General features: G+C 62.6%; 30 protein-coding genes and 1 tRNA gene. 21 read left to right on the top strand and 10 right to left on the bottom strand.

The annotated features are described in order from the left end of the window. Positions 1-158 precede the first annotated feature (158 nt). The 14 genes from mnmG to FVD38_RS11550 all read left to right on the top strand — a co-directional run bounded on the left by mnmG (position 159) and on the right by FVD38_RS11550 (position 13,768). Positions 159-2,090, top strand: coding sequence for a tRNA uridine-5-carboxymethylaminomethyl(34) synthesis enzyme MnmG (gene mnmG / locus FVD38_RS11615; RefSeq protein ID WP_147934954.1), 1,932 nt, complete (start codon positions 159-161; stop codon positions 2,088-2,090). Next, on the top strand, positions 2,087-2,737 hold the full coding sequence (gene rsmG / locus FVD38_RS11610; RefSeq protein ID WP_147934953.1) for a 16S rRNA (guanine(527)-N(7))-methyltransferase RsmG: 651 nt from the start codon (positions 2,087-2,089) through the stop codon (positions 2,735-2,737). The genes mnmG and rsmG overlap by 4 nt, the downstream gene beginning before the upstream one ends. A 122-nt stretch (positions 2,738-2,859) precedes the next feature. Next, positions 2,860-3,630 carry a ParA family protein gene (locus FVD38_RS11605; protein WP_147934952.1) on the top strand — a complete coding sequence of 257 codons (771 nt, stop codon included), beginning with the start codon at positions 2,860-2,862 and terminating at the stop codon, positions 3,628-3,630. 22 nt (positions 3,631-3,652) lie between these two features. Further along, a complete protein-coding gene (locus FVD38_RS11600; protein WP_147934951.1) occupies positions 3,653-4,531 on the top strand; it encodes a ParB/RepB/Spo0J family partition protein in 879 nt (292 codons plus the stop codon). 354 nt (positions 4,532-4,885) lie between these two features. Then, complete coding sequence (locus FVD38_RS11595) at positions 4,886-5,221, top strand: ATP synthase subunit I (protein WP_123068507.1); 336 nt, start codon at positions 4,886-4,888, stop codon at positions 5,219-5,221. A 4-nt stretch (positions 5,222-5,225) separates the two neighbouring features. Beyond that, the gene (gene atpB, locus FVD38_RS11590) at positions 5,226-6,059 is read left to right on the top strand and encodes a F0F1 ATP synthase subunit A (RefSeq protein WP_123068508.1); all 834 of its coding nucleotides are present in this window, start codon (positions 5,226-5,228) and stop codon (positions 6,057-6,059) included. Positions 6,060-6,144: 85 nt separating this feature from the next. Continuing rightward, entirely contained in the window at positions 6,145-6,390 is a 246-nt protein-coding gene (gene atpE / locus FVD38_RS11585) for a F0F1 ATP synthase subunit C (RefSeq protein WP_005664041.1), read from the top strand. A 77-nt stretch (positions 6,391-6,467) separates the two neighbouring features. After that, on the top strand, positions 6,468-6,938 hold the full coding sequence (locus FVD38_RS11580; protein WP_123068509.1) for a F0F1 ATP synthase subunit B: 471 nt from the start codon (positions 6,468-6,470) through the stop codon (positions 6,936-6,938). A 2-nt stretch (positions 6,939-6,940) separates the two neighbouring features. Continuing rightward, complete coding sequence (locus FVD38_RS11575) at positions 6,941-7,474, top strand: F0F1 ATP synthase subunit delta (RefSeq protein WP_123068510.1); 534 nt, start codon at positions 6,941-6,943, stop codon at positions 7,472-7,474. Between the two features lie 68 nt (positions 7,475-7,542). Then, on the top strand, positions 7,543-9,084 hold the full coding sequence (atpA, locus tag FVD38_RS11570) for a F0F1 ATP synthase subunit alpha (RefSeq protein ID WP_123068511.1): 1,542 nt from the start codon (positions 7,543-7,545) through the stop codon (positions 9,082-9,084). Positions 9,085-9,140: 56 nt separating this feature from the next. Next, on the top strand, positions 9,141-10,016 hold the full coding sequence (gene atpG, locus FVD38_RS11565; protein ID WP_147934950.1) for a F0F1 ATP synthase subunit gamma: 876 nt from the start codon (positions 9,141-9,143) through the stop codon (positions 10,014-10,016). 43 nt (positions 10,017-10,059) lie between these two features. Continuing rightward, positions 10,060-11,463, top strand: a complete 1,404-nt coding sequence (gene atpD / locus FVD38_RS11560; RefSeq protein WP_123068513.1) for a F0F1 ATP synthase subunit beta — start codon at positions 10,060-10,062, stop codon at positions 11,461-11,463. 31 nt (positions 11,464-11,494) lie between these two features. Beyond that, on the top strand, positions 11,495-11,917 hold the full coding sequence (locus tag FVD38_RS11555; protein ID WP_005664028.1) for a F0F1 ATP synthase subunit epsilon: 423 nt from the start codon (positions 11,495-11,497) through the stop codon (positions 11,915-11,917). A 171-nt stretch (positions 11,918-12,088) separates the two neighbouring features. Further along, positions 12,089-13,768, top strand: a complete 1,680-nt coding sequence (locus tag FVD38_RS11550; RefSeq protein ID WP_147934949.1) for a serine hydrolase — start codon at positions 12,089-12,091, stop codon at positions 13,766-13,768. Between the two features lie 23 nt (positions 13,769-13,791). Here the strand turns inward: FVD38_RS11550 and FVD38_RS11545 are convergent, their stop codons facing one another. Next, positions 13,792-14,418, bottom strand: a complete 627-nt coding sequence (locus FVD38_RS11545; protein WP_147934948.1) for a peptidoglycan recognition protein family protein — start codon at positions 14,416-14,418, stop codon at positions 13,792-13,794. 111 nt (positions 14,419-14,529) lie between these two features. Between FVD38_RS11545 and FVD38_RS11540 the strand changes: the two genes are divergently transcribed. Both FVD38_RS11540 and FVD38_RS11535 read left to right on the top strand, forming a co-directional pair. Beyond that, positions 14,530-14,952: a CoA-binding protein gene (locus tag FVD38_RS11540; RefSeq protein ID WP_147934947.1), complete on the top strand. Its 423-nt coding sequence runs from the start codon at positions 14,530-14,532 to the stop codon at positions 14,950-14,952. Positions 14,953-15,020: 68 nt separating this feature from the next. After that, positions 15,021-15,605: a glutathione peroxidase gene (locus FVD38_RS11535; RefSeq protein WP_147934946.1), complete on the top strand. Its 585-nt coding sequence runs from the start codon at positions 15,021-15,023 to the stop codon at positions 15,603-15,605. Here the strand turns inward: FVD38_RS11535 and FVD38_RS11530 are convergent. Continuing rightward, the gene (locus tag FVD38_RS11530; RefSeq protein ID WP_147934945.1) at positions 15,556-16,035 is read right to left on the bottom strand and encodes a GNAT family N-acetyltransferase; all 480 of its coding nucleotides are present in this window, start codon (positions 16,033-16,035) and stop codon (positions 15,556-15,558) included. The genes FVD38_RS11535 and FVD38_RS11530 overlap by 50 nt on opposite strands. A 175-nt stretch (positions 16,036-16,210) precedes the next feature. Here FVD38_RS11530 and FVD38_RS11525 point away from each other — a divergent pair, with 175 nt between their 5' ends. Then, complete coding sequence (locus tag FVD38_RS11525; RefSeq protein ID WP_147934944.1) at positions 16,211-16,822, top strand: OmpW/AlkL family protein; 612 nt, start codon at positions 16,211-16,213, stop codon at positions 16,820-16,822. Between the two features lie 205 nt (positions 16,823-17,027). Here the strand turns inward: FVD38_RS11525 and pabB are convergent, their stop codons facing one another. From pabB to argB, 5 genes are all read right to left on the bottom strand, one after another. Next, the gene (gene pabB / locus FVD38_RS11520; protein WP_147934943.1) at positions 17,028-18,845 is read right to left on the bottom strand and encodes an aminodeoxychorismate synthase component I; all 1,818 of its coding nucleotides are present in this window, start codon (positions 18,843-18,845) and stop codon (positions 17,028-17,030) included. Positions 18,846-18,855: 10 nt separating this feature from the next. Beyond that, a complete protein-coding gene (gene slmA, locus FVD38_RS11515; RefSeq protein WP_123068522.1) occupies positions 18,856-19,434 on the bottom strand; it encodes a nucleoid occlusion factor SlmA in 579 nt (192 codons plus the stop codon). A 7-nt stretch (positions 19,435-19,441) separates the two neighbouring features. Further along, a complete protein-coding gene (locus FVD38_RS11510) occupies positions 19,442-20,188 on the bottom strand; it encodes a pyrimidine 5'-nucleotidase (protein ID WP_147934942.1) in 747 nt (248 codons plus the stop codon). Between the two features lie 89 nt (positions 20,189-20,277). Beyond that, positions 20,278-20,352, bottom strand: a tRNA-Thr gene (locus tag FVD38_RS11505). Between the two features lie 70 nt (positions 20,353-20,422). Next, positions 20,423-21,352 carry an acetylglutamate kinase gene (gene argB, locus FVD38_RS11500; RefSeq protein ID WP_147934941.1) on the bottom strand — a complete coding sequence of 310 codons (930 nt, stop codon included), beginning with the start codon at positions 21,350-21,352 and terminating at the stop codon, positions 20,423-20,425. Between the two features lie 94 nt (positions 21,353-21,446). On the opposite strand from argB, the gene FVD38_RS11495 reads away from it, so the two are divergent. Then, complete coding sequence (locus tag FVD38_RS11495; protein ID WP_308616807.1) at positions 21,447-21,665, top strand: cysteine-rich CWC family protein; 219 nt, start codon at positions 21,447-21,449, stop codon at positions 21,663-21,665. Between the two features lie 4 nt (positions 21,666-21,669). Here FVD38_RS11495 and FVD38_RS11490 read toward each other — a convergent pair whose 3' ends face one another. Together FVD38_RS11490 and FVD38_RS11485 are read right to left on the bottom strand one after the other, a co-directional pair. After that, positions 21,670-22,710, bottom strand: a complete 1,041-nt coding sequence (locus FVD38_RS11490) for an extracellular catalytic domain type 1 short-chain-length polyhydroxyalkanoate depolymerase (RefSeq protein ID WP_147934939.1) — start codon at positions 22,708-22,710, stop codon at positions 21,670-21,672. 98 nt (positions 22,711-22,808) lie between these two features. Further along, positions 22,809-23,288: a hypothetical protein gene (locus tag FVD38_RS11485; RefSeq protein ID WP_147934938.1), complete on the bottom strand. Its 480-nt coding sequence runs from the start codon at positions 23,286-23,288 to the stop codon at positions 22,809-22,811. A 150-nt stretch (positions 23,289-23,438) separates the two neighbouring features. Here FVD38_RS11485 and FVD38_RS11480 point away from each other — a divergent pair, with 150 nt between their 5' ends. From FVD38_RS11480 to FVD38_RS11470, 3 genes are all read left to right on the top strand, one after another. After that, positions 23,439-23,633, top strand: coding sequence for a DUF1289 domain-containing protein (locus FVD38_RS11480; RefSeq protein ID WP_147934937.1), 195 nt, complete (start codon positions 23,439-23,441; stop codon positions 23,631-23,633). Positions 23,634-23,642: 9 nt separating this feature from the next. Then, positions 23,643-24,554 carry an MBL fold metallo-hydrolase gene (locus FVD38_RS11475; RefSeq protein WP_147934936.1) on the top strand — a complete coding sequence of 304 codons (912 nt, stop codon included), beginning with the start codon at positions 23,643-23,645 and terminating at the stop codon, positions 24,552-24,554. An 87-nt stretch (positions 24,555-24,641) separates the two neighbouring features. Further along, positions 24,642-25,595, top strand: a complete 954-nt coding sequence (locus FVD38_RS11470; protein ID WP_147934935.1) for an NAD(P)H-dependent flavin oxidoreductase — start codon at positions 24,642-24,644, stop codon at positions 25,593-25,595. Positions 25,596-25,598: 3 nt separating this feature from the next. Here FVD38_RS11470 and FVD38_RS11465 read toward each other — a convergent pair whose 3' ends face one another. Continuing rightward, positions 25,599-26,183, bottom strand: a complete 585-nt coding sequence (locus FVD38_RS11465; RefSeq protein WP_147935000.1) for a hypoxanthine-guanine phosphoribosyltransferase — start codon at positions 26,181-26,183, stop codon at positions 25,599-25,601. Positions 26,184-26,288 lie beyond the last annotated feature (105 nt).

The raw sequence follows: 26,288 nt of genomic DNA, 5'->3' as shown, positions 1-26,288 counted from the left end.
CTTTTTTATTGCCCATTGTTCCACGTGAAACACGCCAATAAGAACAGAAGATTAAGGTTTCACGTGAAACAAAATCTGTCGTTTTCGGACTCCCGGAGAGTCCAGCAGGAAAAAAGAATCTATAATCGCGCATTAGTCCCCTCGCTCCACACCCCATCATGCTATTTCCTACTGAATTCGACGTCATCGTCGTCGGCGGCGGCCATGCCGGAACCGAAGCCGCACTCGCGTCCGCACGCACCGGTCAGAAGACCCTACTGCTGACCCACAATATCGAAACCCTCGGCGCCATGTCTTGCAATCCGTCGATTGGCGGCATCGGCAAGGGTCACTTGGTCAAGGAAGTCGACGCCCTCGGTGGCGCCATGGCCATCGCCACCGACGAGGCTGGCATCCAGTTCCGCATCCTGAATTCGTCCAAGGGCCCGGCCGTGCGCGCCACCCGAGCCCAGGCCGACCGCGTCCTGTACAAGGCGGCGATCCGCTCGCGCCTGGAAAACCAGCCGAACCTGTGGCTGTTCCAGCAGGCGGTCGATGACTTGATGGTGGAGGGCGACCGCGTGGTTGGCGCCGTCACCCAGGTCGGCCTGAAGTTCCGTGCCCGCGCCGTGGTGCTCACCGCCGGTACTTTCCTGGACGGGAAGATCCACGTCGGCTTGCAGAACTATTCGGGCGGCCGCGCGGGCGATCCGCCGGCGACCTCGCTGTCGGCGCGCCTGAAGGAACTCAAGCTGCCGCAGGGCCGCCTCAAGACGGGTACGCCGCCGCGCATCGATGGCCGCAGCATCGACTTCTCGGTGCTGGCCGAACAGCCGGGTGACCTCGATCCCGTGCCGGTCTTCTCGTATATGGGTAATGTGGCGATGCATCCGCGCCAGGTGCCGTGCTGGGTGACGCATACCAATGAGCGCACCCACGACATCATCCGCGCCGGCCTGGATCGCAGCCCGATGTACACCGGCGTGATCGAAGGCGTCGGCCCGCGCTACTGCCCGTCGATCGAAGACAAGATCCACCGCTTCGCCTCGAAGGAATCGCACCAGATCTTCCTCGAGCCGGAAGGCCTGACCACCAACGAGTTTTATCCGAACGGGATATCGACCAGCCTGCCGTTCGACGTCCAGCTGGAGCTGGTGCGCTCGATGCGCGGCATGGAAAACGCCTTCATCCTGCGTCCCGGCTACGCGATCGAATACGATTACTTCGACCCGCGCGGCCTGAAGGCCTCGCTCGAGACCAAGTCGATCAAGGGTCTGTTCTTCGCGGGCCAGATAAACGGCACCACCGGCTACGAAGAGGCCGCAGCCCAGGGTCTGCTGGCCGGGTTGAACGCCGCGCTGCAAACCCAGGGCAAGGACACCTGGACCCCGGGCCGCTCCGAAGCCTACCTCGGCGTGCTGGTCGACGACCTCACCACGCAAGGCGTGGCCGAGCCATACCGCATGTTCACAAGCCGCGCCGAGTACCGCCTGTCGCTGCGCGAAGATAACGCCGACATGCGCCTGACGGAGATCGGCCGCCAGCTGGGCATCGTCGATGACGCGCGCTGGCAGGCCTTCGAGACCAAGCGCGAATCCGTCGCCCGCGAACTGGAACGACTGAAAGCGACCTGGGTCAACCCACGCATTCTGGCTGCCGCCGAATCGGAACGCGTGGTGGGGCAGGCGCTCGAACGCGAGTACAACCTGGCCGACCTGCTGAGAAGACCGGGCGTCGAGTACGACACCCTGATGACGATGCAAGGTATTGAAGGCCAGTTGCTGGCCGGCCCCGGCGTCGAAGATCCGGCCGTGAAGGAGCAGGTGGAAATCCAGCTCAAGTATTCCGGCTATATCGATCGCCAGGCGCGCGAAGTCGAGCGTCACGACCACTATGAAAACCTGAAGCTGCCAGAAAATCTGAATTATCTCGAGATCGCAGCCCTGTCGTTCGAGGTGCGCCAGAAGCTGGACAAGCAGCGTCCCGAAACCCTGGGCCAGGCTTCGCGCATTTCGGGCGTGACCCCGGCGGCGATCTCCTTGTTGCTGGTACATCTGAAGAAACGTGGCGTCCCGGGCTTTGCCCCGACTACGTCGGAGGCGGCGCAATGAAATATGCGTTCGACCGCGATGCGCTGGCCAAGGTGCTGGCCGATGGTATCGCCGAAATGGGCCTGGATGTAAGTCCGGAACAGCAGGGCAAGCTGATGGCCTACCTGCAGCTGATGCACAAGTGGAATGCGGTGTACAACCTGACTTCGCTGCGCGACCCGATGCAGATGGTGACCCATCACCTGCTCGACTCACTGGCTGCGGTGCCGGCGTTCATCGATGCCCGCAATGTGCTGGACGTGGGAGCAGGGGGCGGATTGCCAGGCACCGTGCTGGCGATCACCCGGCCCGACATGAAAGTGGCGATGATCGACACCGTGCACAAGAAAACCGCCTTCCTCACACAAGTAAAGGCAGAACTGGGACTCACGAACGTCACCGTGTACACGATGAAGGTGCAAGACCTGGCGGTGAGCGACAAATTCGACGTCATCACCTCACGCGCTTTCGCCGACCTGTCCGATTTCGTCAACTGGTCGGGACACCTGCTGCAAGAGGGCGGTAAATTCATCGCCCTGAAAGGGGTGGCGCCAAGCGAGGAACGAGAACGGCTGCCGCAAGAGTGGAAAGTAAGCGGTTTGCAGCCATTGCAGGTGCCAAGACTGGGTGCAGAGCGGCACCTAGTCTTCATCCAGAGAACCAGCTAAACAGTATTAATAGTACAAACCGTATAAACCGTTTATATCGTTTATACAGTATTAATCATTCAAATGGTTTTTACGATATGAACGGTATGGCGTCTTGTAGCCGCTTTCGAGAAAGAGAATAGATGGCGAAGATATTTTGCGTAGCGAACCAGAAGGGTGGGGTAGGCAAGACCACCACCTCCGTCAACCTGGCGGCGGGCCTGGCTAAACTGGACCAGCGCGTGCTGCTGGTCGACCTCGACCCGCAGGGCAATGCGACCATGGGCGCCGGCATCAACAAGGCCGAGCTCGAGTCGTCGATCTACCAGGTGCTGCTGGGCGAGTCGGACGTGGCCGGTGCGCGCGTGCGCTCCGAGGCGGGGCGCTTCGACGTGCTGCCCGCCAACCGCGAGCTGGCCGGCGCCGAAGTCGAGATGGTGTCGCTCGAGAACCGCGAGCGCCGCCTGAAGGATGCATTGGCCGCGGTCGATGCCGACTACGACTTCATCCTGGTCGACTGCCCGCCCGCGCTGTCGCTGCTCACGCTCAACGGCCTGTGCGCCGCGCATGGCGTGATCATCCCGATGCAGTGCGAGTACTACGCGCTGGAAGGTTTGTCCGACCTGGTCAACACGATCAAGAAGGTACACGCCAACCTGAACACCGACCTCAAGATCATCGGCCTGTTGCGCGTGATGTTCGACCCGCGCATGACCTTGTCGCAGCAGGTCTCGAACCAGCTCGAGCAGCACTTCGGCGACAAGGTGTTCAAGACCATCATCCCGCGCAACGTCCGCCTGGCCGAAGCGCCGTCCTACGGCATCCCGGGCGTGACCTTCGATCCTTCTTCGAAAGGCGCGCAGGCGTACATCGCCTTCGGCGCGGAAATGGTCCAGCGCATCAAGACCATGTAATCACCAAGAGAGCTGACAAAGAATGGCAACCAAAAAACTCAAGGGACTTGGCCGCGGGCTCGACGCCCTGCTCGGCGGCGACATGGACGCCGCACCCGCCGCAAGCAATCTGCCTTCGGTCCTGGCCGTCACCCAGATCCAGGCCGGCAAGTATCAACCGCGTACCCGCATGGACGAAGTGAGCCTGTCCGAGCTGGCCGCCTCGATCAAGACCCAGGGCATCATGCAGCCGGTGCTGGTGCGCCCGCTGCCGGCGGGATCGGGCACGCCGTACGAAATCATCGCCGGCGAGCGGCGCTTCCGCGCGGCGCAGATGGCGGGACTGGAAGAAATCCCGGTGCTGGTGCGCGACGTCGACGACCAGGCCGCGGCCGCCATGGCCTTGATCGAGAACATGCAGCGCGAAGACCTGAATCCGCTGGAGGAAGCGCAGGGCATCCAGCGCCTGATCTCGGATTTCAATTTCACGCACGAGCAGGCGGCCGGCGCGGTCGGCCGCTCGCGCAGCGCTGTGTCGAACCTGCTGCGCCTGATTAACCTCGCGCAGCCGGTGCAGACCATGCTGATGGCAGGGGATATCGACATGGGCCACGCCCGCGCCTTGCTGGCGGTCGACAGTGCGAACCAGATCGCGCTGGCCAACCATGTCGTCGCCCGTCGCCTGTCGGTGCGCGAGACCGAGAAGCTGGTCGCACGCGCGCTCGAAGAGCAGGCCGCTCCGGCCCAGTCGGCGCGCGCCAAGGACAAACCGGGCGACATCGTCAGGCTGGAAGAAGAACTGTCCGACAAGCTGGCGACGCCGGTGCTGTTCAAGATGGGCACGAAGGGCAAGGGCCAGATGATCATCGACTTTGCCGACCTGGACATCCTCGAGGGTGTGCTCGCGCGTCTGCGCGCGTAAAAAACAGGGACGCCACCCGGTCGCATGGGGTAGCGTCGCAGGGGGGGAGCCGGCTATCTTGCCGGCCACCCCGACGCGTTAGCGCTACCAACTTTCGCCCCGACCGGGCGAGCCCAGTAGTGACCTACTGCAGCGCAATTGTCACATCACGCCATATACACGATCTGAAGCTAAGTAGCTGAAAATATTGCGCTATCCGCCGGCATCGTGTCACATTTTCGCCATATATTCGTCCCAGTTATAAGTGTGGAATCGTTTGACTCACGTCCGTATAACCACTTATAATTCCGGCGATTCTTGTAATTATCACCTCGTAGTACGTCTAAAATGCGCTAGCGCAAGAGCTAAAAGAATATGCTACGCATCGTTTCCCTGCAGTTGATCGCAACAGTCGTCGTCGGCCTCATCGCCGCACTACTGGGGGGATGGGCTGCGATGTTTTCGGCGGTACTGGGCGGTTTGTGTTGTGTCGTGCCCAACGGGATCATGGCAGTGCGCTTGTTCGCCGCATCCGCTTCGGGTACGGCGAGTCCCGCGACATTTTTCATCTGGGAATTTGTAAAGATTGCATTAACGCTGGCGCTTTTAGGCGCAACTGCGTGGCTGTATCACGATCTAAACTGGCTGGCACTGGTCGCCGGAATCATCGTGGCACTGAAAAGTTACATCATCTTATTATTTAGGCAATGACGACATGGCGACTCCAGTAGACGGCGCAGCGCACGCGCCCACCGCATCAGAATACATCATTCACCACCTGGGCCACCTGAAGAACCAGTACCAGGTGGGGCCGGTCGATTTCTCGGTCATCCACTACGACACGATGTTCTGGTCGATCGCGATGGGCCTGACCGCCTGCCTGTTGATGTGGGCCGCGGCGCGCAACGCGACTGCCGGCGTTCCTGGCCGTTTCCAGGCATTCGTCGAAATGATGTTCGAAATGGTCGACGACCAGGCCAAGACCATCGTGCACGGCGACCGCAGCTTCATCGCTCCGCTGGCACTGACCGTGTTCGTCTGGATCGTCCTGATGAACGCGCTGGACTTGCTGCCGGTCGACATGTGGGCATGGCTGTTCGCCGCCTTCGGCGTCGAGCACATCTTCCCGTATCACCGTGTCGTTCCGACCGCCGACCTGAACGGTCCGATCGGCATGTCGCTGGGCGTGCTGCTGCTGATGATCTACTACGGCATCAAGATCAAGGGCTTCGGCGGCTGGCTCCACGAGCTGTTCTCGGCACCGTTCGGCATCTGGATGGCGCCGTTCAACCTGCTCCTGAACGTCATCGAATACGCAGCAAAAATGGTGTCGCTCGGTATGCGACTGTTCGGTAACATGTTTGCCGGCGAACTGCTGTTCCTCTTGATCGCACTGCTGGGCGGGACCGCGACGATGTTCGGTTTCATCGGCCACGTGATTGCCGGTTCCATCTGGGCGATCTTCCACATCCTGATCGTTCTCCTGCAGGCATTCATTTTCATGATGCTGACGCTGGTTTACCTCGGTCAGGCTCACGAAGGCCACTGATCGAAGCCGCAAGCATCGAGTGAATGTGGTTGTAAAGAAGTTGTAGTTTTTAATTTAGTTTTTAATTTAACTTTTGGAGTTTTACATGACTGACCTTTCTTTTGTTGCACTGGCTTGCGGTTTGATCATCGGTCTGGGCGCAATCGGCGCTTGTATCGGTATCGCTCTGATGGGCGGTAAATACCTGGAAGCTTCTGCACGTCAGCCAGAACTGATGAACACCCTGCAGACCAAGATGTTCCTGCTGGCTGGTCTGATCGACGCGGCATTCCTGATCGGCGTTGGTATCGCAATGCTGTTCGCGTTCGCTAACCCGTTCGTTCCAGTCTAAGACTCGCGTCTCGAGGTCTTGAAGGGCCGAACCAGTTTCTGGTTCGGCATCCGTGTTTCTGTAAGAAGGATAAAACCGTGAACCTTAATGCAACCCTGCTTGCACAGCTCGTGGTGTTCTTCATCCTGGCGCTGTTCACGATGAAATTCGTGTGGCCGCCGCTGATGAAAGCGCTCGACGAGCGCGCTGCGAAGATCGCGAGTGGCCTGGCCGCTGCCGACCGCGGCAAGGCTGACCTGGCTGCCGCCGAAAAGCGCGTCCAGACCGAACTGGCTGGCGCCCGTGACGAAGTCCAGAAGCGCATCAACGACGCTGAAAAGCGCGCTGCTGCGATCATCGAAGAAGCGAAGAAAACCGCCGTCGAAGAAGGCGCACGCATCGTCGCTGCCGCCAAGGCAGACGCCGAGCAGCAAGTGACGCGCGCGCGCGAAGAACTGCGTGGCCAGGTTGCAGCCCTCGCGGTTGCCGGCGCCGAGCAGATCCTCAAGCGTGAAGTGAACGCAGCGGCCCACGCCGACCTGCTGTCGCAACTGTCGACCGAGCTCTGATCATGGCAGAACTCGCAACCGTCGCCCGCCCTTACGCCGAAGCGTTGTTCCGTGTCGCCCAAACCGGCGACCTGAACGCGTGGTCGGCCATCGCGTCGGAACTGGGCCAGATCGGCGCCAACTCCGATGTGCAGGCCTTCGCCAGCAACCCGCACGTTACGCATGCACAACTGGCGGACACGATTGCGTCGCTGGTCAAGGCTCCGCTGACTGCAGAAGCGAAGAATTTCATCGCAATGCTGGCAGAAAACGGCCGCATCAACCTGCTGCCGGAAATCAGCGCCCAGTTCGCGCTCCTGAAGAACGCCAGCGAAGGCGCAGCCGACGCGACGATCTTCAGCGCGTTCGAGCTTTCGGCCGACCAGCTGTCGCAGCTGGCCGCCACGCTGGAAAAGAAATTTGGCCGCAAGCTGAACCCAACGGTAACAGTGGATCCCTCGCTGATCGGTGGTGTGCGCGTGGTCGTTGGTGACGAAGTGCTCGATACCTCGGTACGCGCCAAGCTGCAACGGATGCACGTTGCGCTCGCGTCCTGAGTCAATCGCACCGCCGACGACTCACCCTTGCCCTACGCATCAAGAAACTATAATTGGAGTTAGCTAGCATGCAACTTAACCCATCTGAAATCAGCGAGCTGATCAAGAGCCGGATCCAGGGCCTCGAAGCCACTGCCGACGTCCGCAACCAGGGCACCGTCATCTCGGTCGCCGACGGTATCTGCCGCATCCACGGTCTGTCGGACGTGATGCAGGGCGAGATGCTTGAATTCCCAGGCAACACCTTTGGCCTGGCGATGAACCTCGAGCGCGACTCGGTCGGTTCGGTCATCCTGGGTGCTTACGAGCACATCTCGGAAGGCGACATCGTCAAGACCACCGGCCGCATCCTGGAAGTGCCGATCGGTCCTGAACTGCGTGGCCGCGTGGTCAACGCCCTGGGCCAGCCGATCGACGGCAAAGGTCCGATCGACGCCAAGCTGACCGCCCCGATCGAAAAGATCGCGCCAGGCGTCATCGCCCGCGAATCGGTGTCGCAGCCTATGCAGACCGGCATCAAGTCGATCGACGCGATGGTGCCGATCGGCCGTGGCCAGCGTGAGCTGATCATTGGCGACCGCCAGACCGGTAAATCGGCTGTCGCTGTCGACGCGATCATCAACCAGAAAGGTCAAGGCGTCACCTGCGTGTACGTCGCGATCGGTCAAAAAGCATCGACCATCAAGAACATCGTGCGCTCGCTGGAAACCCACGGCGCGATGGAATACACCATCGTCGTGGCAGCATCGGCGTCGGAATCGGCCGCCATGCAGTACATCTCGGCCTACTCGGGCTGCGCGATGGGCGAATACTTCCGCGACCGCGGCGAAGACGCACTGATCGTGTACGATGACCTGTCGAAGCAAGCAGTTGCCTACCGTCAGATTTCCCTGCTGCTGCGCCGCCCACCAGGCCGCGAAGCGTATCCAGGCGACGTGTTCTACCTGCACAGCCGTCTGCTCGAGCGCGCAGCCCGCGTGAACGCCGACTACGTCGAGAAGTTCACCAACGGCGCCGTCACCGGCAAGACCGGTTCGCTGACCGCACTGCCGATCATCGAAACGCAAGCTGGCGACGTCTCGGCCTTCGTGCCGACCAACGTGATTTCGATTACCGACGGCCAGATCTTCCTGGAGACCTCGCTGTTCAACGCCGGTATCCGTCCTGCGATCAACGCCGGTATCTCGGTGTCGCGCGTCGGTGGTGCTGCCCAGACCAAGGTCATCAAAGGCCTGTCGGGCGGTATCCGTACCGACCTGGCGCAGTACCGTGAACTGGCTGCGTTCGCGCAGTTCGCATCGGACCTGGACGAATCGACCCGCAAGCAGCTGGACCGCGGCGCGCGCGTGACTGAACTGCTGAAGCAGCCGCAGTTCTCGCCACTGTCGACCTCGCTGATGGCCGCATCGCTGTTCGCCGTCAACAAGGGCTACCTGGACGATATCGAAGTCAAGAAAGTGCTGCCATTCGAACACGGCCTGCACGCCTTCCTGAAGTCGGGTCATGCGTCCCTGCTGTCGAAGATCGACGAAACCAAGCAACTGGACAAGGACAGCGAAGCACTGCTGGCCGCCGCTGTTGCTGATTTCAAGAAATCCGGCGCATATTAATTGATGGACCGGCGCCGCCCGCGGGCGGCGCCGGTGCCCGGAAGGAGTAAGGACTCATGGCAGCAGGCAAAGAGATTCGTGGCAAGATCAAGAGCGTAGAGAATACGAAGAAGATCACCAAGGCGATGGAAATGGTCGCCGCATCGAAAATGCGCAAGGCGCAGGATCGCATGCGCGCCGCCCGTCCCTACAGTGACAAGGTTCGTAATATCACCGCCAACCTGGCGGGCGCAAACCCGGAGTACACGCACGCATTCATGGCGCAAGCCAAGGGCGTGTCGGCAAAGGCAGTGGGTTTCATCGTCATCACGACCGACAAGGGTCTGTGCGGCGGCATGAACACCAACATCCTGCGCCAGGTAACGCAGAAGGCGCGTGAGCAGGAACAAGCGGGCAACCGTGTCGAGGCAGTCGCCATCGGCAACAAGGGCCTGGGCTTCCTGAACCGCGTCGGCATGAAGCTGGTGTCGCAAGCGACCCAGCTGGGCGATGCCCCGCAACTGGACAAGCTGATCGGACCGGTCAAAGTGATGCTGGACGCGTACCAGGAAGGCAAGCTCGATGCTGTCTACCTGTGCTACACCAAGTTCATCAACACGATGAAGCAGGAAGCAATGGTCGAGCAGTTGCTCCCGCTCCCAGCAAAAGCTTTGGTGGCCGACGCAGGCGCCCACGGCTGGGACTACATCTACGAACCGGAAGCACAGGTCGTCATCGACGAGCTGCTGGTGCGTTACGTGGAAGCGCTGGTGTACCAGGCGGTGGCAGAAAACCTGGCGTCCGAGCAATCGGCACGCATGGTCGCGATGAAGGCCGCGAGCGATAACGCCGGCAGTGTCATCAGCGACCTGAAACTGGTCTACAACAAGACCCGCCAGGCTGCGATTACCAAAGAACTCTCCGAGATCGTGTCCGGCGCAGCAGCCGTCTAACGATCAAGTAAAAGAATCTAACTATATATCTGAAGGAACGAACATGGCTGATGGCAAAATCGTTCAGTGTATCGGCGCAGTGGTTGACGTGGAATTCCCACGTAACGCCATGCCGAAAGTGTACGACGCACTGAAAATGGAAGGCTCCGACCTGACCCTGGAAGTGCAACAGCAGCTGGGCGACGGCATTGTCCGTACCATTGCGCTGGGCAGCTCGGACGGCATGCGTCGTGGCATGATCATCCAGAACACCGGCAATCCAATCATGGTCCCGGTCGGCACCCCGACCCTGGGCCGCATCATGGACGTGCTGGGCAACCCGATCGACGAATGCGGTCCGGTCAGCCACGAGCGCATGGCGTCGATCCACCGTGACGCGCCGGCCTACGACGAACTGTCGCCATCGACCGACCTGCTGGAAACCGGCATCAAGGTCATCGACCTGGTCTGCCCGTTCGCCAAAGGCGGTAAAGTCGGCCTGTTCGGCGGCGCCGGCGTCGGCAAGACCGTCAACATGATGGAACTGATCAACAACATCGCCAAGGCACACTCGGGTCTGTCCGTGTTCGCCGGCGTGGGTGAGCGTACCCGTGAAGGTAACGACTTCTACCACGAGATGGCCGATGCAAAAGTCGTCGACCTGGAAAACCCTGCCAACTCGAAAGTGGCAATGGTCTACGGTCAGATGAACGAACCACCAGGCAACCGTCTGCGCGTCGCGCTGACCGGCCTGACCATGGCGGAAGCGTTCCGTGATGAAGGCAAGGACGTCCTGTTCTTCGTCGACAACATCTACCGCTACACCCTGGCCGGTACCGAAGTCTCGGCACTGCTGGGCCGTATGCCATCGGCAGTGGGCTACCAGCCTACCCTGGCCGAAGAGATGGGCCGCCTGCAAGAGCGCATCACCTCGACCAAGACCGGTTCGATCACCTCGATCCAGGCCGTCTACGTCCCTGCGGATGACTTGACCGACCCGTCGCCTGCAACCACCTTCGCCCACTTGGACTCGACCGTCGTTCTGTCGCGTGACATCGCTTCGCTGGGTATCTACCCTGCGGTCGACCCACTCGATTCGACCTCGCGCCAGCTGGATCCGCTGGTCGTTGGTGAAGAGCACTACGCCACCGCGCGCGCCGTGCAGAACACCCTGCAGCGCTACAAGGAACTGCGTGACATCATCGCGATTCTGGGCATGGACGAACTGGCGCCAGAAGACAAGCTGGTCGTCGCTCGTGCACGTAAGATGCAGCGTTTCCTGTCGCAGCCGTTCCACGTCGCTGAAGTCTTCACCGGCGCACCAGGCAAATACGTTTCGCTGAAAGACACGATCAAGGGCTTCAAGATGATCGCATCGGGCGAACTGGATCACCTGCCGGAGCAAGCGTTCTACATGGTCGGCACGATCGAAGAGGCTATCGAGAAAGCCAAGAAACTGGCTGCCTAAGTCGGCTTCTTCGTCTAACTGAAGGACACACATGGCAAACACATTTCTCGTTGACGTAGTCTCGGCCGAAGAGCAGATCTTCTCCGGCCAGGCCGAATTCGTCGCGTTGCCGGGTGAAGCGGGTGAGCTGGGTATCTACCCCAAGCACACCCCGCTGATCACGCGCATCCGCCCGGGCGCCGTGCGCATCCAGGTGGCCGGCGGCGGCGAAGAGTTCGTCTTCGTAGCCGGCGGTATCCTCGAAGTGCAGCCGAACGGCGTGACCGTGCTGGCCGACACCGCGATCCGCGGTGGCGACCTGGACGAAGCGAAAGCAACCGCAGCCAAGAAACAGGCTGAAGAGCTGATGCTGAACAAGGATTCGAACATCGACTACGCGAAAGCCCAGGCCGAAATGGCCGCGGCGGTCGCGCAGCTGGCGGCGATCCAGAAGCTGCGGTCGAAAGGCCGTTGAGCTGAATAAGCTCGGCATCGAAAGGGGGCAGCCTGCAGGCTGCCTTTTTTTATATCCCGATTTTTTAGCGATTCATCGGGACCGAATTACAGTTCGTCGGATTTTTCACCGCTACCCATAAGGCAGAGTTACAGTATCAAGAACACAACTCGCCAAGAAGGGTAGTCGATCATGCTGAAACTCTCCGCCGTCGCTGTTGCTGTCATCCTGCTGTCGAATCCCATGCTCGCGCAAGCGCAGCAACCGGCCACCAAGGCTTCCGCGGCGCAGCCCCTGGCCGCCAGGCTCGACGCGCTGTTCAAGCCCCAGTACAAGGCGGACGATCCCGGCGCCACGGTCATCGTGGTCAAAAACGGCAAGACGGTGTTCAGGAAGGCTTATGGCGCTGCCGACGTGGCCGCGAAGACGCCGCTGACACCCGGCACCGTGCTGCGCCTCGGTTCGATCACCAAGCAGTTCACCGCGGTGGCGATCCTGATGCTGGCCGAGGAGGGCAAGCTGGCCCTGAACGATCCGATCACGCGTTTCTTCCCCGATTATCCGACCCAGGGCAAGGTCATCACCGTCGAGCACCTGCTGACCCATACCTCGGGCATCGTCAGCTACACCGGCAAGTCGGGCTATGTGTCAACGATGGCGAAAGACCTGACTGTCGCCCAGATGATCGACGGCTTCAGGAACGATCCGCTCGAATTCGAACCTGGCACCCAGTTCCGCTACAACAATAGCGGCTACTTCCTGCTTGGCGCGATCATCGAGCGGGTGTCGGGCACGAGCTACGCCAGCTTCCTCGAGCAGCGCATCTTTACGCCGCTGGGCATGAAGGACACCGCATATGAAGGCGTCGAGCGTTCGAGCGCGCCGCGCGCGGTTGGCTACAGCGCGCAGGAGAAGGGCTTCGCGCCTGCGCAGCCCCTGTCCATGAGCCAGCCGTATGCGGCCGGTGCACTGGTGTCGACCGTGGACGACCTGGCGAAGTGGGATGCCGCCATCTCGTCCGGCAAGCTGCTCAAGCCGGCCAGCTGGAAGATGGCCTTCACGCCCTACAAGTTGAACCCGGAGAAGTCGACCGGCTACGGTTACGGCTGGGGCGTGGGCACCCTGCAAGGCGTGCCGGTGGTCGACCACGGTGGCGGCATCAATGGCTTCCGCACCCATGCGCTGCGCTTGCCGGAGCAGAAGGTGTTCGTGGCGGTGCTGAGCAATGCCGACAGCGGCAATGCCAATCCCGAAGTGCTGGCCAAGAAGGCGGCGGCGCTGGCAATCGGCAAGCCGTTCATGGAACTGAAGGAATTCAAGCTCGATGCCAAGGCCCTCGATGCATTCACGGGTGTTTACGACATCGACGGCAAGGAACAGCGCGCCTTCACCAGCCGCGACGGCAAGCTCATGATGGCGCGCGGCGACCGCTCGCCGGCCGCCCTGACTCCCTATTCGAAGGACGGCTTCTTCTTCCCGGGGACGCTGGCACGCTTCGAGTTCGGGCGCGATGCGCAGGGCAAGGTCAGCCACGTCACGGTCGACAACGCGGGCGAGCGGACGCGCAACGAACGCGTTGGCGATGCGCCGGCCGAACGGGAAGCGGTCAAGATCGACAACGCCGGCTTCGATGCGCGCGCCGGCGCCTACCAGCTTGCGCCGCAGTTCACGATCACGGTCAGCCGCGAGGGCGAGCGCTATTACGCGCAGGCGACCGGGCAGCGGAAGATCGAGATCTTTCCGGCCAGCGCGGACGTGTTCTTCTCGCGCGACGTGAATGCCGAACTCCGCTTCGAGAAAGCCGCCGATGGCGCGCCGGTGGTCGTATTGCACCAGAACGGCCAGGCCACGCCCGGCACGCGGCTGCAGTAAGCACTAACTGAGCAGGCCGCGGCTTATTTCGCGGCCTGCTCCTGCGCGAGGCGCAAGGCCACCTTGTGCCTGAAATAATCGTCCTTCACATAGCGGTACAGGTTCTCGCCCGGGCACACGGTCTTGTCCGAATAATCGCGGTGGCTCTGGATGTCGTCGAGCGAGACCTGGTGCTTCGCGGCCAGCATGGCCATCAAGCTCACCACCGCATCGAGCTGCTGCTGGTTCGGCTCCACTTCCTCGAAATTGCCGACCACCTCGATCAGCGCATGTCCCTTCGGATCGTATTCGGTATTGGTGTCGCCGGCATACGCGATGTCGCGCGCGCCGTAGATACGGCCATCCAGGTCGATCACGTAGTGGTAGGGGATGTCGAGCCAGCCCTTCTCGGCGCGCGACCAGGACTGCAGCCGGCGCAGGTAGGCTTGCGGATCGGTCCCCGGCTTGAACGGCTCGCCCTGGTGGTGCAAGGTGATGTGGGTGATGCGGTGGCGGCGCGCCTTCGCATCAATGGACGGCGTGCCGCCCCAGCTGGCGACCGGCACGATGGCGCGTTCGACGTCCGGCAGGGATTCGGCGCCGTGTGCACTGCCTATCGAGAGGGCCAGCGCAAGCAAGGCGCCGAGACGCGAAACAGGTCCGAGGTTCATGGGCACATATTCAGGATGGATGAGCCGCCATCTTTCCACGTTTGACCGTGCAACGCCAGAGCATACAAACCTGATAAGCTGATCCCAATGATAACAACGTCCTGAGACAGCATGAGAACTATCGCCCAGATCCTCCGCGACAGCAAGACCATCGCCATCGTCGGCATGTCGAATAAAGAAGACCGCGCCAGCAACGAAGTGGGCGCCTACTTGCAGCACAATGGCTACCGCATCCTGCCCGTCAATCCGAGCTACGCCGGCCAGACCATCCACGGCGAGACCGTCTACGCCACTTTGCAAGAGGCCGCCGACGCCCTGGCCAGCAGCGGCCAGCGCATCGACATCGTCGATTGCTTCCGCAAATCCGAGGACATCGGGCCGATCGCACGCGACGCGATCGCCGTGCGTGCCGGTTGCCTGTGGATGCAGCTCGATATCGAGAACCAGGCCGCCGCCGACCTGGCGCGCGCCGCCGGGCTCGACGTGGTCATGAACCACTGCATCAAGATCGAGCACCGCGGCCTGGAAGGGTGAACGGCGCGGTCTACGGTGGCTTGGCTTGCGCTACAATCGACGCACCTCAACCCCGTCAATACCACGCCATGATCAAGACCATCGTCCTGCTGCTCGCCGCCACGGCCGCTGTCAGTGTCACCCAGCCGGCACGCGCCCAGGCCGCGCCGGTCGCCGCCCTGACCAAGAGCCCGGCCGCCTGCCCGGCCGTGCTCAAGCACAGCTTCAAGCGCCTGCAGGACGAAGCGCCGCAAGACCTTTGCCAGTACGCCGGCAAGGTGGTACTGGTGGTGAACACGGCCAGCTACTGCGGCTTCACCAAGCAGTACGAAGGCCTGGAAAAAATCTACGCCAAGTATGGCGGCCGCGGCCTCGTGATCCTGGGCTTCCCGTCGAACGACTTCGGCCAGCAGGAACCGGGCAGCGCCAAGGAAATCGCCGACCTGTGCTTCAACACCTATGGCGTCAAGTTCCCGATGTTCGCCAAGAGCTCGGTGAAGGGCCCGCAAGCCAATCCGCTGCATGCGCAGCTGATCAAGGCCACCGGCCAGGAACCGAAGTGGAACTTCACCAAATACCTGATCGGTCGTGACGGCAAGGTGCTCGACTACTTCCCGAGCAAGGTCACGCCGGAAGATCCGCAGCTGACCGGGAAGATCGAAGCGGCGCTGTAAGTTCCAAGTGCAGGATGGGGTAGGGCTTGCCGAATGGGTCCTGCTCGGACCGTCCTGCCACCGCGAAGCCCAGGCGCTCGTAGAAGCCGAGCGCCTGCCGGTTCTGCTCATAGACGTCCACCAGCGTAGCGCCCAGCTGCGCGATCGCAAATTCCATCAGGGCCCGTCCGGCGCCCTGGCCGCGGTGGCGCGGATCCACGAACAGCATCTCGATCATGCCTTCGCTTACGCCGATGAAGGCGCAGGGCTGGCCAGCCTCGTCGCGCACGCAGTGCAGTGGCGTGAACTCGCGCAAGGTGCGCTCCACGATCGGCACCAGCAGCAGGAAATCGTCCGGATGCAGGAAGTCGTGGGTCGCCTGCACGGACGCTTCCCAGATGTCGAACAAGCGCGGGAGATCGGCGTTCGCGGCGATGGTGATGCTTCGCATGGTGGTTCCTTTCCGAATAATTCTTTCGTCTCAGAGATATAACCTAGGAGATAGGTGTTTTATAAACCACACTAATAGCATGGTCATTTTGATGTACATCATAGTTTGTTTTTCCCTACATCAATAAGCTTACCTTCGTCGCAGATGACATAAAACGAAGAAAGGTAAGAAAAAGATGAAAACGACGATGAAAACCGTGCTGGTGGCCCTGATTGCCGTGACCGCTTCGCAAGCGATGGCCCAGGAATCCCCATGGCTGGTGCGCGCCCGCGCCGTGCACGTCGACCCGGACAACAAATCGACGCCCGTCGGCGGCGTCGGCGCGGCGGACCGCCTCGAGGTGAGCAGCAAGACCATTCCCGAACTGGACATCAGCTATTTCTTCACCCCGCACATCGCGGCCGAACTGATCCTGACTTATCCACAGAAGCACAAGGCCCGCCTGGACGGCGCCGAGATCGGCACCTTCAAGCACCTGCCGCCGACCCTCAACCTGCAATACCACTTCACCCCAGGCGCGGCCATCAGCCCCTATATCGGCGCCGGTGTGAACTACACCCGCATGTCGAGCGTCAAGCTGCTCGATGGCGCCGGCGACCTGGAAAACGATAGCTGGGGCCTGTCGCTGCAGGCCGGCGTCGACTTCCGCCTGAACGAACACTGGTCGATCAATGCCGACGTCAAGAAGGTCAACCTGCGCAGCGACGTGTACGTGGGCGGCGCCAAGGCCAGCCACCTGAAGGTCGATCCAGTGCTGTTCGGCCTCGGTGTCGGTTACCGCTTCTAAGCTTCAGCTCACGCCGGTCCGCGTCACGCGGGCCGGCGCGGAGAGGACCATGCAAATGCCGTCAAGCAGTATGAGCCTCTCCACCTCTTGCGCGTGATCGCGTCCTGCCCGTCTTCCATGGGCGAGCTTCCAGCAAAAGTATCGAACATGGGATCGGGCGGGGCGCGACCCACGCCTTATATTCAGCGCGGCCGAATGTGCTGCGTTACGCTGCGAGCACGGCGCGCAGCGGCCCGCGTAGCGCGTTGCAGACGACGATGTCGTCAGCCTGCGCCAGCATCGCGCGCGTGATCACGGCTTCGCGCGCATGCCACGCGGGCGCGGCCAGCATCACGCCGCGCATCACACCCGGCAGCACGCCGGCCGACAGCGGCGGCGTGAGCCACTCTTCGCCGAAGCGCAGGAACACGCTGCTGCGTCCTCCTTCCGTCAATTCGTCACGCTCGTTGAAGAACAGCATATCGAAGGCGTCTTGCGCCTCGGCCGCCTTCCAGGCCGCGTCGTAGCGGCTGCGGATGCTCGTCTTGTGGCGCAGGAAGACGTCGCCGCTATGCGTCGGCTCCTGGGCCAGCAGCAAGCTCACCGGCTCGTGCAAGGGCGCCAGCTCACCCGACGTGAGCGTCAGCGCGCCGGCATGGTCCACCGCCAGGCGCAGGCGGTGCAGCGCATCGGAGGACAGGGCCTGGCTGGCTTCCAGCAGCGCCACCTGCGCTGCGCCGCGGTCGAAGGCGAAACCGAAATAGGCGCACGATGCGCCGAGGCGGTCGAGATGCTGCTCCAGATGCCGGCAGCCATGCTCGCGCGAGGCGCGGATGGTCTCGAAGATGGTGAACTCGTTGTGCAGGCCCGTGAGAAAGCGCGCCTTCAGCTGGCACTCGGCGTATTCGGACTGCGCATCGCTGTCGTACACGATGCCGGCGCCGACGCCCAGTTCTCCACGCCGGATACCGTCCGCCGATGCTCCGAGCGCCAACGTGCGGATCGGCACCGACAGGCAGAAGTCGCCATAGGCGCGGCCCGGTGGCGCCGGATCGAACCAGCCGATCGCGCCGGTATAGATGCCGCGCGCATCGGGTTCGAGTTCGTGGATGATCTCCATCGTGCGTCGCTTCGGCGCGCCGGTAATCGAGCCGCATGGGTACAAGGCCTTGAAGATCTCTTCCAGGCCCGCGTCAAAGCGCAGGCGCGCCTGCACGGTCGACGTCATCTGCAGCACGGCGCCATAGCGCTGCACCTCGAACAGGGCCGGCACTTCGACACTGCCGGTCTGCGCCACGCGACCCAGGTCGTTGCGCAGCAGGTCGACGATCATCAGATTTTCGGCGCGGTTCTTGGTGTCTTGCGCGAGGGCCTGCGCGCGCACGGCGTCAACGTCAGGGTCGCCGCTGGCCGGCGCCGTACCCTTCATCGGCCGCGCCACCAGCATGCCCGCTTCATGGCGCACGAACAGCTCGGGCGAGAACGACAGCACGGCGCCGCCGCCAGGTAGCGTCACCAGCGCGCCATACGGCACCGGCTGGCGCGCACGCAGGCGCGTGTACAGGGCGAGCAGCGAACCGAAGGCGTCGAAGCGCAGGCGCCAGGTGTAGTTGACCTGGTAGGTGTCGCCGGCCGCGATGTAGTCGCGGATGCGGCCGATCGCCTCGGTGAACCGCGCTTCATCGACATTCGCGGACATGCCGGCGACGCCGGCCTGTTCTGCGTCCATGCTGCGCGTTGCCAGCCACGACGCCACCTGCTCGCCCGTCATGGGCTCGCAGTGGCTGAACAGCAGCACCTGCGCCAGCGGGCCGGCGAGCGGCCGGGCCGGCAAGCCCTCCAGGTGCGCACCCAGTTCATAGCTCAGCAGCGGCACGGCATGCAGGCCGTCCTGCAGCGCCTGCGACAGCGCCGCCACCAGCTGCGGCCATGCGGCCGCGTCCTCGCACCTCAGCGTGCCCGCATGGCCGCTGTACAGGCGCGAGCGTGCCTCCTGCGTGGCGCGGGCATCGTCCAGCAGCGCGAAGACTTCGCCGGTATCCATCCTTCGGATTTTACGCTGCCAGCAGCAGGGACAGCTGGAGCGAGGTGCCTTCCATTGGATTGAGCTTGAAGCCTGTCTTTGCGAAGCGGTGCCAGCGGCCGGTGACGTAGTTCACCAGCAGGCTGGCGCGCGCGGCGACGTCGGCTTCCTGGCCGTGTCCCTGCGTGACGGCCAGGCGCAGCGCTCCCTTGAAGGCCAGTTCGACCTTGTCGTAGAACTGATTCATGCGGTGCTGCAGGCGTTCGTCTTCATTGACCAGCGCATCGCCGATCAGCACGCGCGTCATGCCGGGGTTGTTGGCCGCGAAGCCGAGCAGCATCTGCAGCATCGCGTGCGCCTGCGACAGGCCGCTTTCTTCTTTCTCGGTGATCTGGTTGATGACGCCGAATACCGACGACTCGATGAACTCGATCAGTCCCTCGTACATCTGCGCCTTGCTGGCGAAGTGGCGGTACAGCGCCGCTTCGGACACCGACAGGCGCGCCGCGAGCGCGGCGGTCGTGATTTTCTCGCCCTTGGGCTGCTCGAGCATCGAGGCCAGGGCCTGGAGGATTTGCAGCTTGCGCTGGCCTGGCTTCGTGCTTGCCATGGGATCCCTAGGAATTGTTATTGGAGCGGCGCAGCCCGGAGAGCCGCGTCGGAAGTTGCCGCACGGATTTTACTTTGACATTGACGTAACCGGGGCATTTCAAGGTCCTTGGCAGGGGTGCTTTTCCAATCGGATCGCTCATCCGGAGGTATTGTGTGACCCAGACGGTACGCAAGCCCAGCTGGCGCGCGGTGCGCAGGTTGGCCAGCGTGTCTTCGACCAGGATGCAACGCTGGGCCGCGATGCCGTGTTTGCGCAACAGGCGGCGCAGCATCAGCTTCGACGGTTTCGGCCGCAACTGCCCATGCACGTGCATGTGCTCGATCGCCACGTGATTCGAAAAATGGTTGTGCAGCTTCAGGCGGCGCACGATCTCGGTCGAATAGCTGTTCGGCGCATTGGTCAGCAAGATCTTGCGGCCCGGCAGGCGGCGCAGCAGGCGCGCCAGGCCGCGCTCGGCGCGCAGTAGGGCCTCGAGCGGGCCGATGTCGTGGGTCTGGTGCAGGAAATCTTTTGCGCACACCTGGTGGTGGCGCATCATGCCGAGCAGGGTGGCGCCGTAGCGCTTCCAGTAGCCCAGGCGCGCGGCGTCGATCATCTCTTGCGTGGCCGCTACGCCATCGATGCTCAGCACGCGCGCGATATACGTGTTCATATTGGCGCTGATCGCCGGGAAGATCGCGTGCGAAGCGTCGTGCAGGGTGTTATCGAGATCGAACAGCCAGACCGGAGCTTGGAGGGAAGAAGTGGACACGGGTAATCGGCTCGCAAAGGATGCAACACGCGATTATGCCAGTGGCGCATGACGACGTCATGGAGCGGGATAAAACAGGGGAGGGGAGATGGTGCCCTTGACGTGGATTGAACACGTGGCCTCTCCCTTACCAAGGGAGTGCTCTACCACTGAGCTACAAGGGCTGGTAGATTCGCGGCGAGCAGGGCCCGCCGTGACTAAGACTTTTCGTGGCTTGTTTCTGCCACAAAAAATTTAGTGAGACCGGATCATAGTGCCAAAAGCCTGTTCGGTCAAGACTTCGAGCAACAATGAGTGCTCGATGCGGCCGTCGATGATGTGCACGGTGTTCACGCCCGATTTCGCGGCGTCCAGCGCCGACGAGATTTTCGGCAGCATGCCGCCCGAGATCGTGCCGTCCGCGAACATCTCGTCGATCTCACGCGCCGACAGGTCGGTCACCAGATTGCCCGCTTTATCTTGCACGCCGGCGATGTTGGTCATCATGATCAACTTTTCGGCTTTCAGGATTTCTGCGATCTTGCCGGCGACGACGTCGGCATTGATGTTGTAGGCCTGGCCGTCCTGGCCGAAACCGATCGGCGAGATGATCGGGATGAAGGCGTCGTCTTGCAGCGCTTTCACGACGGCCGGGTTGATGGCCTCGATATCGCCGACGAAACCGATGTCGAGGAACTCGCCCGGCTTTTCCTTGTCGGGCATCGCCATGCGGCGTGCGCGGATCAGGCCGCCATCCTTGCCGGTCAGGCCGACTGCCTGGCCACCGTAGTGGTTGATCAGCATCACGATGTCTTGCTGAACTTCGCCGCCCAGCACCCACTCCACCACTTCCATGGTTTCTTCGTCGGTGATGCGCATGCCTTGCACGAAGGTGCCCTGCTTGCCGATTTTCTTCAGCGCATTGTCAATCTGCGGGCCGCCGCCGTGGACCACGACCGGGTTCATGCCCACCAGCTTGAGCAGGATGACGTCGCGCGCGAAGCCGTGTTTCAGGCGTTCTTCGGTCATGGCATTGCCGCCGTATTTGATAACGATGGTCTTGCCGTGGAAGTTGCGGATGTAGGGAAGCGCTTCGGCCAGGATCTGTGCTTTCAGCGCCGTCGAAACGGCGGTCAAGTCGTCAGGTTGGTCGTCGGTGTTCAGGCTGGTCACTTGAGCGTTCATGGAGGGTCCGAAATAAATGTCGCGAGATTTTACAGCCAATGTCGTAAAGGCAGCGTAAACCTTGCGGGGAAAGGGCGGCGTCCTGTTGTATTTTATGGCAGCAATCGTTACTTTATCAGGTATGAGTATTTGTACGCGCTGCGGCGCCGAATTTGGATGCGCGATGACGGATGGCGCACAGGAACCGTGCTGGTGCACGGCCCTGCCGCCAGCGGTGGCCGTGCCGCAAGAGGCGCTCGGGTGCTGGTGTCCGGATTGCCTGCGCGCGCATATTGCCGCGCAGCCCGTGCCGACAGCGCCAAAGGCCGGCTGACACCTCAGCGCCGCGTGCGAAAGAAGCGCATCATCTCGCGGCTGGCATCCGGGCCCTTGCCGTCCGTATAGCTGCCGCGCGCATTGCCGCCGAACCAGGCATGGCCGGCGCCATGCACCACCCAGTGTTCCGCCTGCACCGTGCCGTCGTCGTCCGGATACAGGGTGCGCGTGTAGGCATGGCCGTCCGGCACGTGGCCGGGTTCGGCCATGCCGGGACTGGCCAGGTGGCGCGCGCCTTGGGCGACCAGTTCCTCGCCATTGGCCGGATGCACGGTGGTGTCGCGGTCGCCGTGGAAGACGATGATCGGCAAGGGCTGCCCGCTCGTTGTGCTGCGGCGGAAATCGCCCTTCATCGCCGCCAGCGCCGACGACAGGTCGTTGGCCGAGGCAAAGGGCAGGCCGGAGTGCACGCCCACCGCCGCATACAGGTCCGGATACAAGGTGCCCATGATGGTCGCCATCGCGCCGCCGGCCGACAGGCCGGCGACATACACCTGATCCGGATCGACCGCATGGGTTTCCATGATCGCGCGCGTCATGCCGGCGATGATCGAGGGTTCGCCTTCGTCGCGGCGCTGGTCGACCGCATTGAACCAGTTCCAGCAGCGCGAGGGGTTCGCGCCCTTGCTCTGCGCCGGATACAGCACCAGGCAGCCGATCTCTTCGGCCAGCACGTTCATCCGGGTGCCGGTGGCGAAGTCGTCCGGATCCTGGGTGCAGCCGTGCAGCATCACCAGCAGCGGCGCTGCCGTGCCGGTATAACTGCCAGGCACATACAGTTTGTAGTCGCGGCGGCCGGCGGCGTTCACATGATGGCCGTCGACGAAGATGCCGGGCCGGTGTTCGCGCGGCGGCTGCACCGCCGTCGACGGCGCGGCGGCGGGCACGGCGAAGTCGCGCATCTGGCGCTGGGCGACGCGCTGCATGGCCGCCGCATTCTTGAGGGCTTGCTGCATCGCAGCGGCAGGCGCCGCCGGTCCCGTGCGCCATAGCGAGCGGGTAGCGGCGCGCATTTGCGCCAGCAGTAGTCGGTTGAGTTTCATGACATTCCTTTTGTGCAGTGCACAATTTCAGGCCATGAGCTTACACCAACCAGTCAAACGTTGCCGAACGGCTGTTGCTGCAGTATTTATGCGACGGATTACCCACACCCTTCCACATAGTCGACCGCCGGCTTGATGCCGGCGCGCATGGTCGTCAGTTTTCCCTTGCTGGCTTCGAAGATCAACGCTTTGGTCTCGCCTTTGGGCAGGACCAGGACCTGGCCTTGCTCGTCGTATTTGTGGCGTTCGCTGCGCAGCGCGGGCTGGTGGCGCAGGGCGTCCGTTGCCGACATGCGCGCCGTGATGCCGGCGCTGTTGCGCACCACCGTTTTGGCATCGGCGCGCACGATCACGCCGTTCTCGACCATGAAGCTCACCTGTGGATAACGCTTGAAGCGGACGATGGGGCAGGATGGATCCAGCGGCCGCGGCGTGGCGCGCTGGCCCAGCTTGCGTTCGACCTGGTCGAGCCGCTGGCCGAACTGGATCTTGCCGTAGCCATCGGGCGACAGCACCTGGCTCGATGCCGTGGCGGAAACGCCCAGCAGGGCGGTCAGGACGATGAAACGAATGTTCATGGCTTACCTCATGCAGCAGGTTAATCGATGCGGCACTGTTCCAGGGACAGTGCGTATTGACGAGTATAGTGACTCACAAGCAAAAACGGCGCTGGACTGCCGGACGCGCGATAATGCCGCCTCCGACACATCGACGTCAGGCTCCAGGCAATGGCTCCAGAACTGCAAACTCCCGTCCCTTCTCCCTGCATCAATATCTGCAAGATGGTCCCGGAAACCGGCCTGTGCCAGGGCTGCATGCGCACGATCGACGAGATCCGGGCCTGGCGCAATGCCAGCGAGGACGAGAAGCGCGCGATCTGGGGCGAGATCCGGCGCCGCGAAGCCACGCTGTTCGGCGACTGAGGGCGCGCCATGGACCTGCATTTGCCGTCGTCGGTTCATGTGCTCGAGCGCAACTGGCTGTCGTCGAATAATGTCCTCTTGATCGGGCCTGACGACACGGCCCTGATCGACAGCGGCTACGTCACCCACGCAACGCAGACGCTGGCACTGGTGCGTCACCTGCTGCGCGATCGTCCGCTAGACCGCCTGCTCAACACCCACCTGCACTCCGACCACTGCGGCGGCAATGCCGCCCTCCAGGCCGCCTACGGCTGTCACACGGCGATTCCCGCACTCGATGCCGACAAGGTCGCGCGCTGGGACGAAGCAGCGCTGAGCTTTCGCGCCACCGGCCAGCAATGTCCGCGTTTCGGCTTCGACGGCGTGCTGGCGCCGGGCGACGTATTGTGGCTGGGCGGCCTGCGCTGGCAGGTATTGGCCGCGCCCGGCCACGATCCGCATGCGCTGCTCATCTTTTGTGCAGACGAAGGCGTGCTGGTCTCGGGCGATGCGCTGTGGCAGGACGGCTTTGGCGTGATTTTCCCGGAACTGACCGGTGAACCCGGTTTCGACGAGGTCGGGGCCACGCTCGACCTGATCGACAGCCTGGCGCCGCGCGTCGTCATTCCCGGGCACGGGCCGGTGTTCGGCGACGTCGATGCGGCGCTGGCGCGGGCCAGGGCGCGCCTCGACTACCTGGCGGTCGACCCGAAACGCAATGCACGCAACGCGGTCAAGGTACTGCTCAAGTTCCTGTTGCTGGAGCGTGGGAAGATTGCCGTAGCAACGCTACCGCGCCTGCTTGCATCGATTCCGCTGGTCGAGCAGGTGCGCCCGACCGTGCTGGGGCTGGATGCCGACGAACTGGCGCAGTGGGCAGCCGCAGCGCTGGTGCGCGCCGGCGCGGCGCGCATCGAGGGAGAGATGTTGCTCGATCTTTAGAGGAAGGGGTCTATCACCATCGATCTAGCACGATCGTTCTTTTTTCGGGGCTATAATGCCTCGTCAACTAACCACCGAGAGCTGTCCATGACGATGCCCGCCGTGCTGCAAGACCTGTCCCTTCCCGTCATCGCTTCGCCGATGTTCATCGCCAGCGGTCCCGCCCTGGTGGCGGCCCAGTGCAAGGCCGGCATCGTCGGTTCCTTCCCGGCCCTGAATGCCCGTCCGGCCGAATTGCTCGACACCTGGCTGACCGATCTGCAGCGCGAGCTGGCCGAGTACGCGGCCGCCAATCCGGGCGCGAAAGTGGGCCCGATCGCGGTCAACCAGATCGTCCATCAATCGAACGACCGCCTGGCGCACGACGTCGAGGTGTGCGTGAAGCACCAGGTGCCGATCATCATCTCGTCGCTGCGCGCGCCGCCGCGCGAGATGATGGACGCTGTACATTCGTATGGCGGCATCGTGCTGCACGACGTGGTCTCGATCCGCCATGCCGAGAAGGCGCTGGAAGCGGGCGTCGATGGCCTGATCCTGGTGGCGGCCGGCGCCGGCGGCCATGCCGGCGCGCTGTCGCCGTTCGCGCTGGTGGGCGAAGTGCGCAAGTTCTTCAAGGGGCCGATCGCCCTGTCCGGATCGATTGCGACCGGCGACGCGATCCTGGCGACGCAGGCGATGGGCGCCGATTTCGCCTACATCGGTTCGCGCTGGCTGGCGACCAAAGAATCGAACGTCAGCGACGGCTACCGCGACGCGATCGTCGAATCGAGCGCCGCGGATGTGGTGTACACGAACCTGTTCACCGGCGTGCACGGCAACTACCTGAAAAAATCGATCGTGGCGGCCGGGCTGGATCCGGACAATCTGCCGGAATCGGACAAGAGCAAGATGAGCTTCGGCTCGGGCGCGGCCAAGGCCTGGCGCGACATCTGGGGCGCGGGCCAGGGCGTGGGCCTGATGGACGACGTGCCGACGGTGGCCGAGATGGTCGAGCGGCTCAAGCGCGAGTATGACGCCGCGCGGGCAAGGCTGGCGCTGTAACGCTCAATCCGCCGGCTTCAGGTCTTCCGGACGAATGGTCCACAGGCCCGGCAGGTTGCGCCAGTAGCCATACACGTCCATGCCGAAGCCGACCACGAATTTATTCGGCAAGGTCAGGCCCACCAGGTCGGCCTGGATCGGCTTGGCGCGGCCCAGGTCCTTGTCGGCGAACACGACGACGATCACTTCGGCGGCGCCCATGTCGAGCAGGCGCTGTTTGACGTGGGCCAGGGTCTCGCCTTCGTCCAGGATGTCGTCCACCACCACGATCTTGCGGCCGACGACGTTCTGGCGCGGGATCACCTTCCACACGATCTCGCCGCCGCGGTCTTCGTCGCCATAGCGGCTCACGTGGATGTAGTCGAAGTCGAGCGGGAAGCTCAGTTGCGGCAGCAGGTGGCCGGTAAATACCACCGCGCCGCCCATCACGCCCAGCACCAGCGGGAATTCGGCCGCGCCCTCGGCGTTGAAACGGGCATTGAGTTCGTCGGCGACGCGCCGCACGGCGGCATTGACTTCGACGGGTTCGACGATCTGGGTGGCATTGGCCAGCAGTGCGCGTGCGCGCTCATGGTGGAATTCGTGCATGGTCTTCAGTTCAGTTGAGTGCGCGGCCATTATGCGTCATCCGTGAGAGGCGTGCGGTCCCGTTGGCCATTCAAGAGGATTGCGGCGTATGATACGTGGCTTGGA

Origin of the sequence: Massilia arenae (genome assembly GCF_008014745.1) — a bacterium.
In the GTDB taxonomy this organism is placed as follows: Bacteria; Pseudomonadota; Gammaproteobacteria; order Burkholderiales; family Burkholderiaceae_D; genus Telluria; species Telluria arenae.
This window is presented reverse-complemented; position numbering and strand designations above follow the sequence as displayed.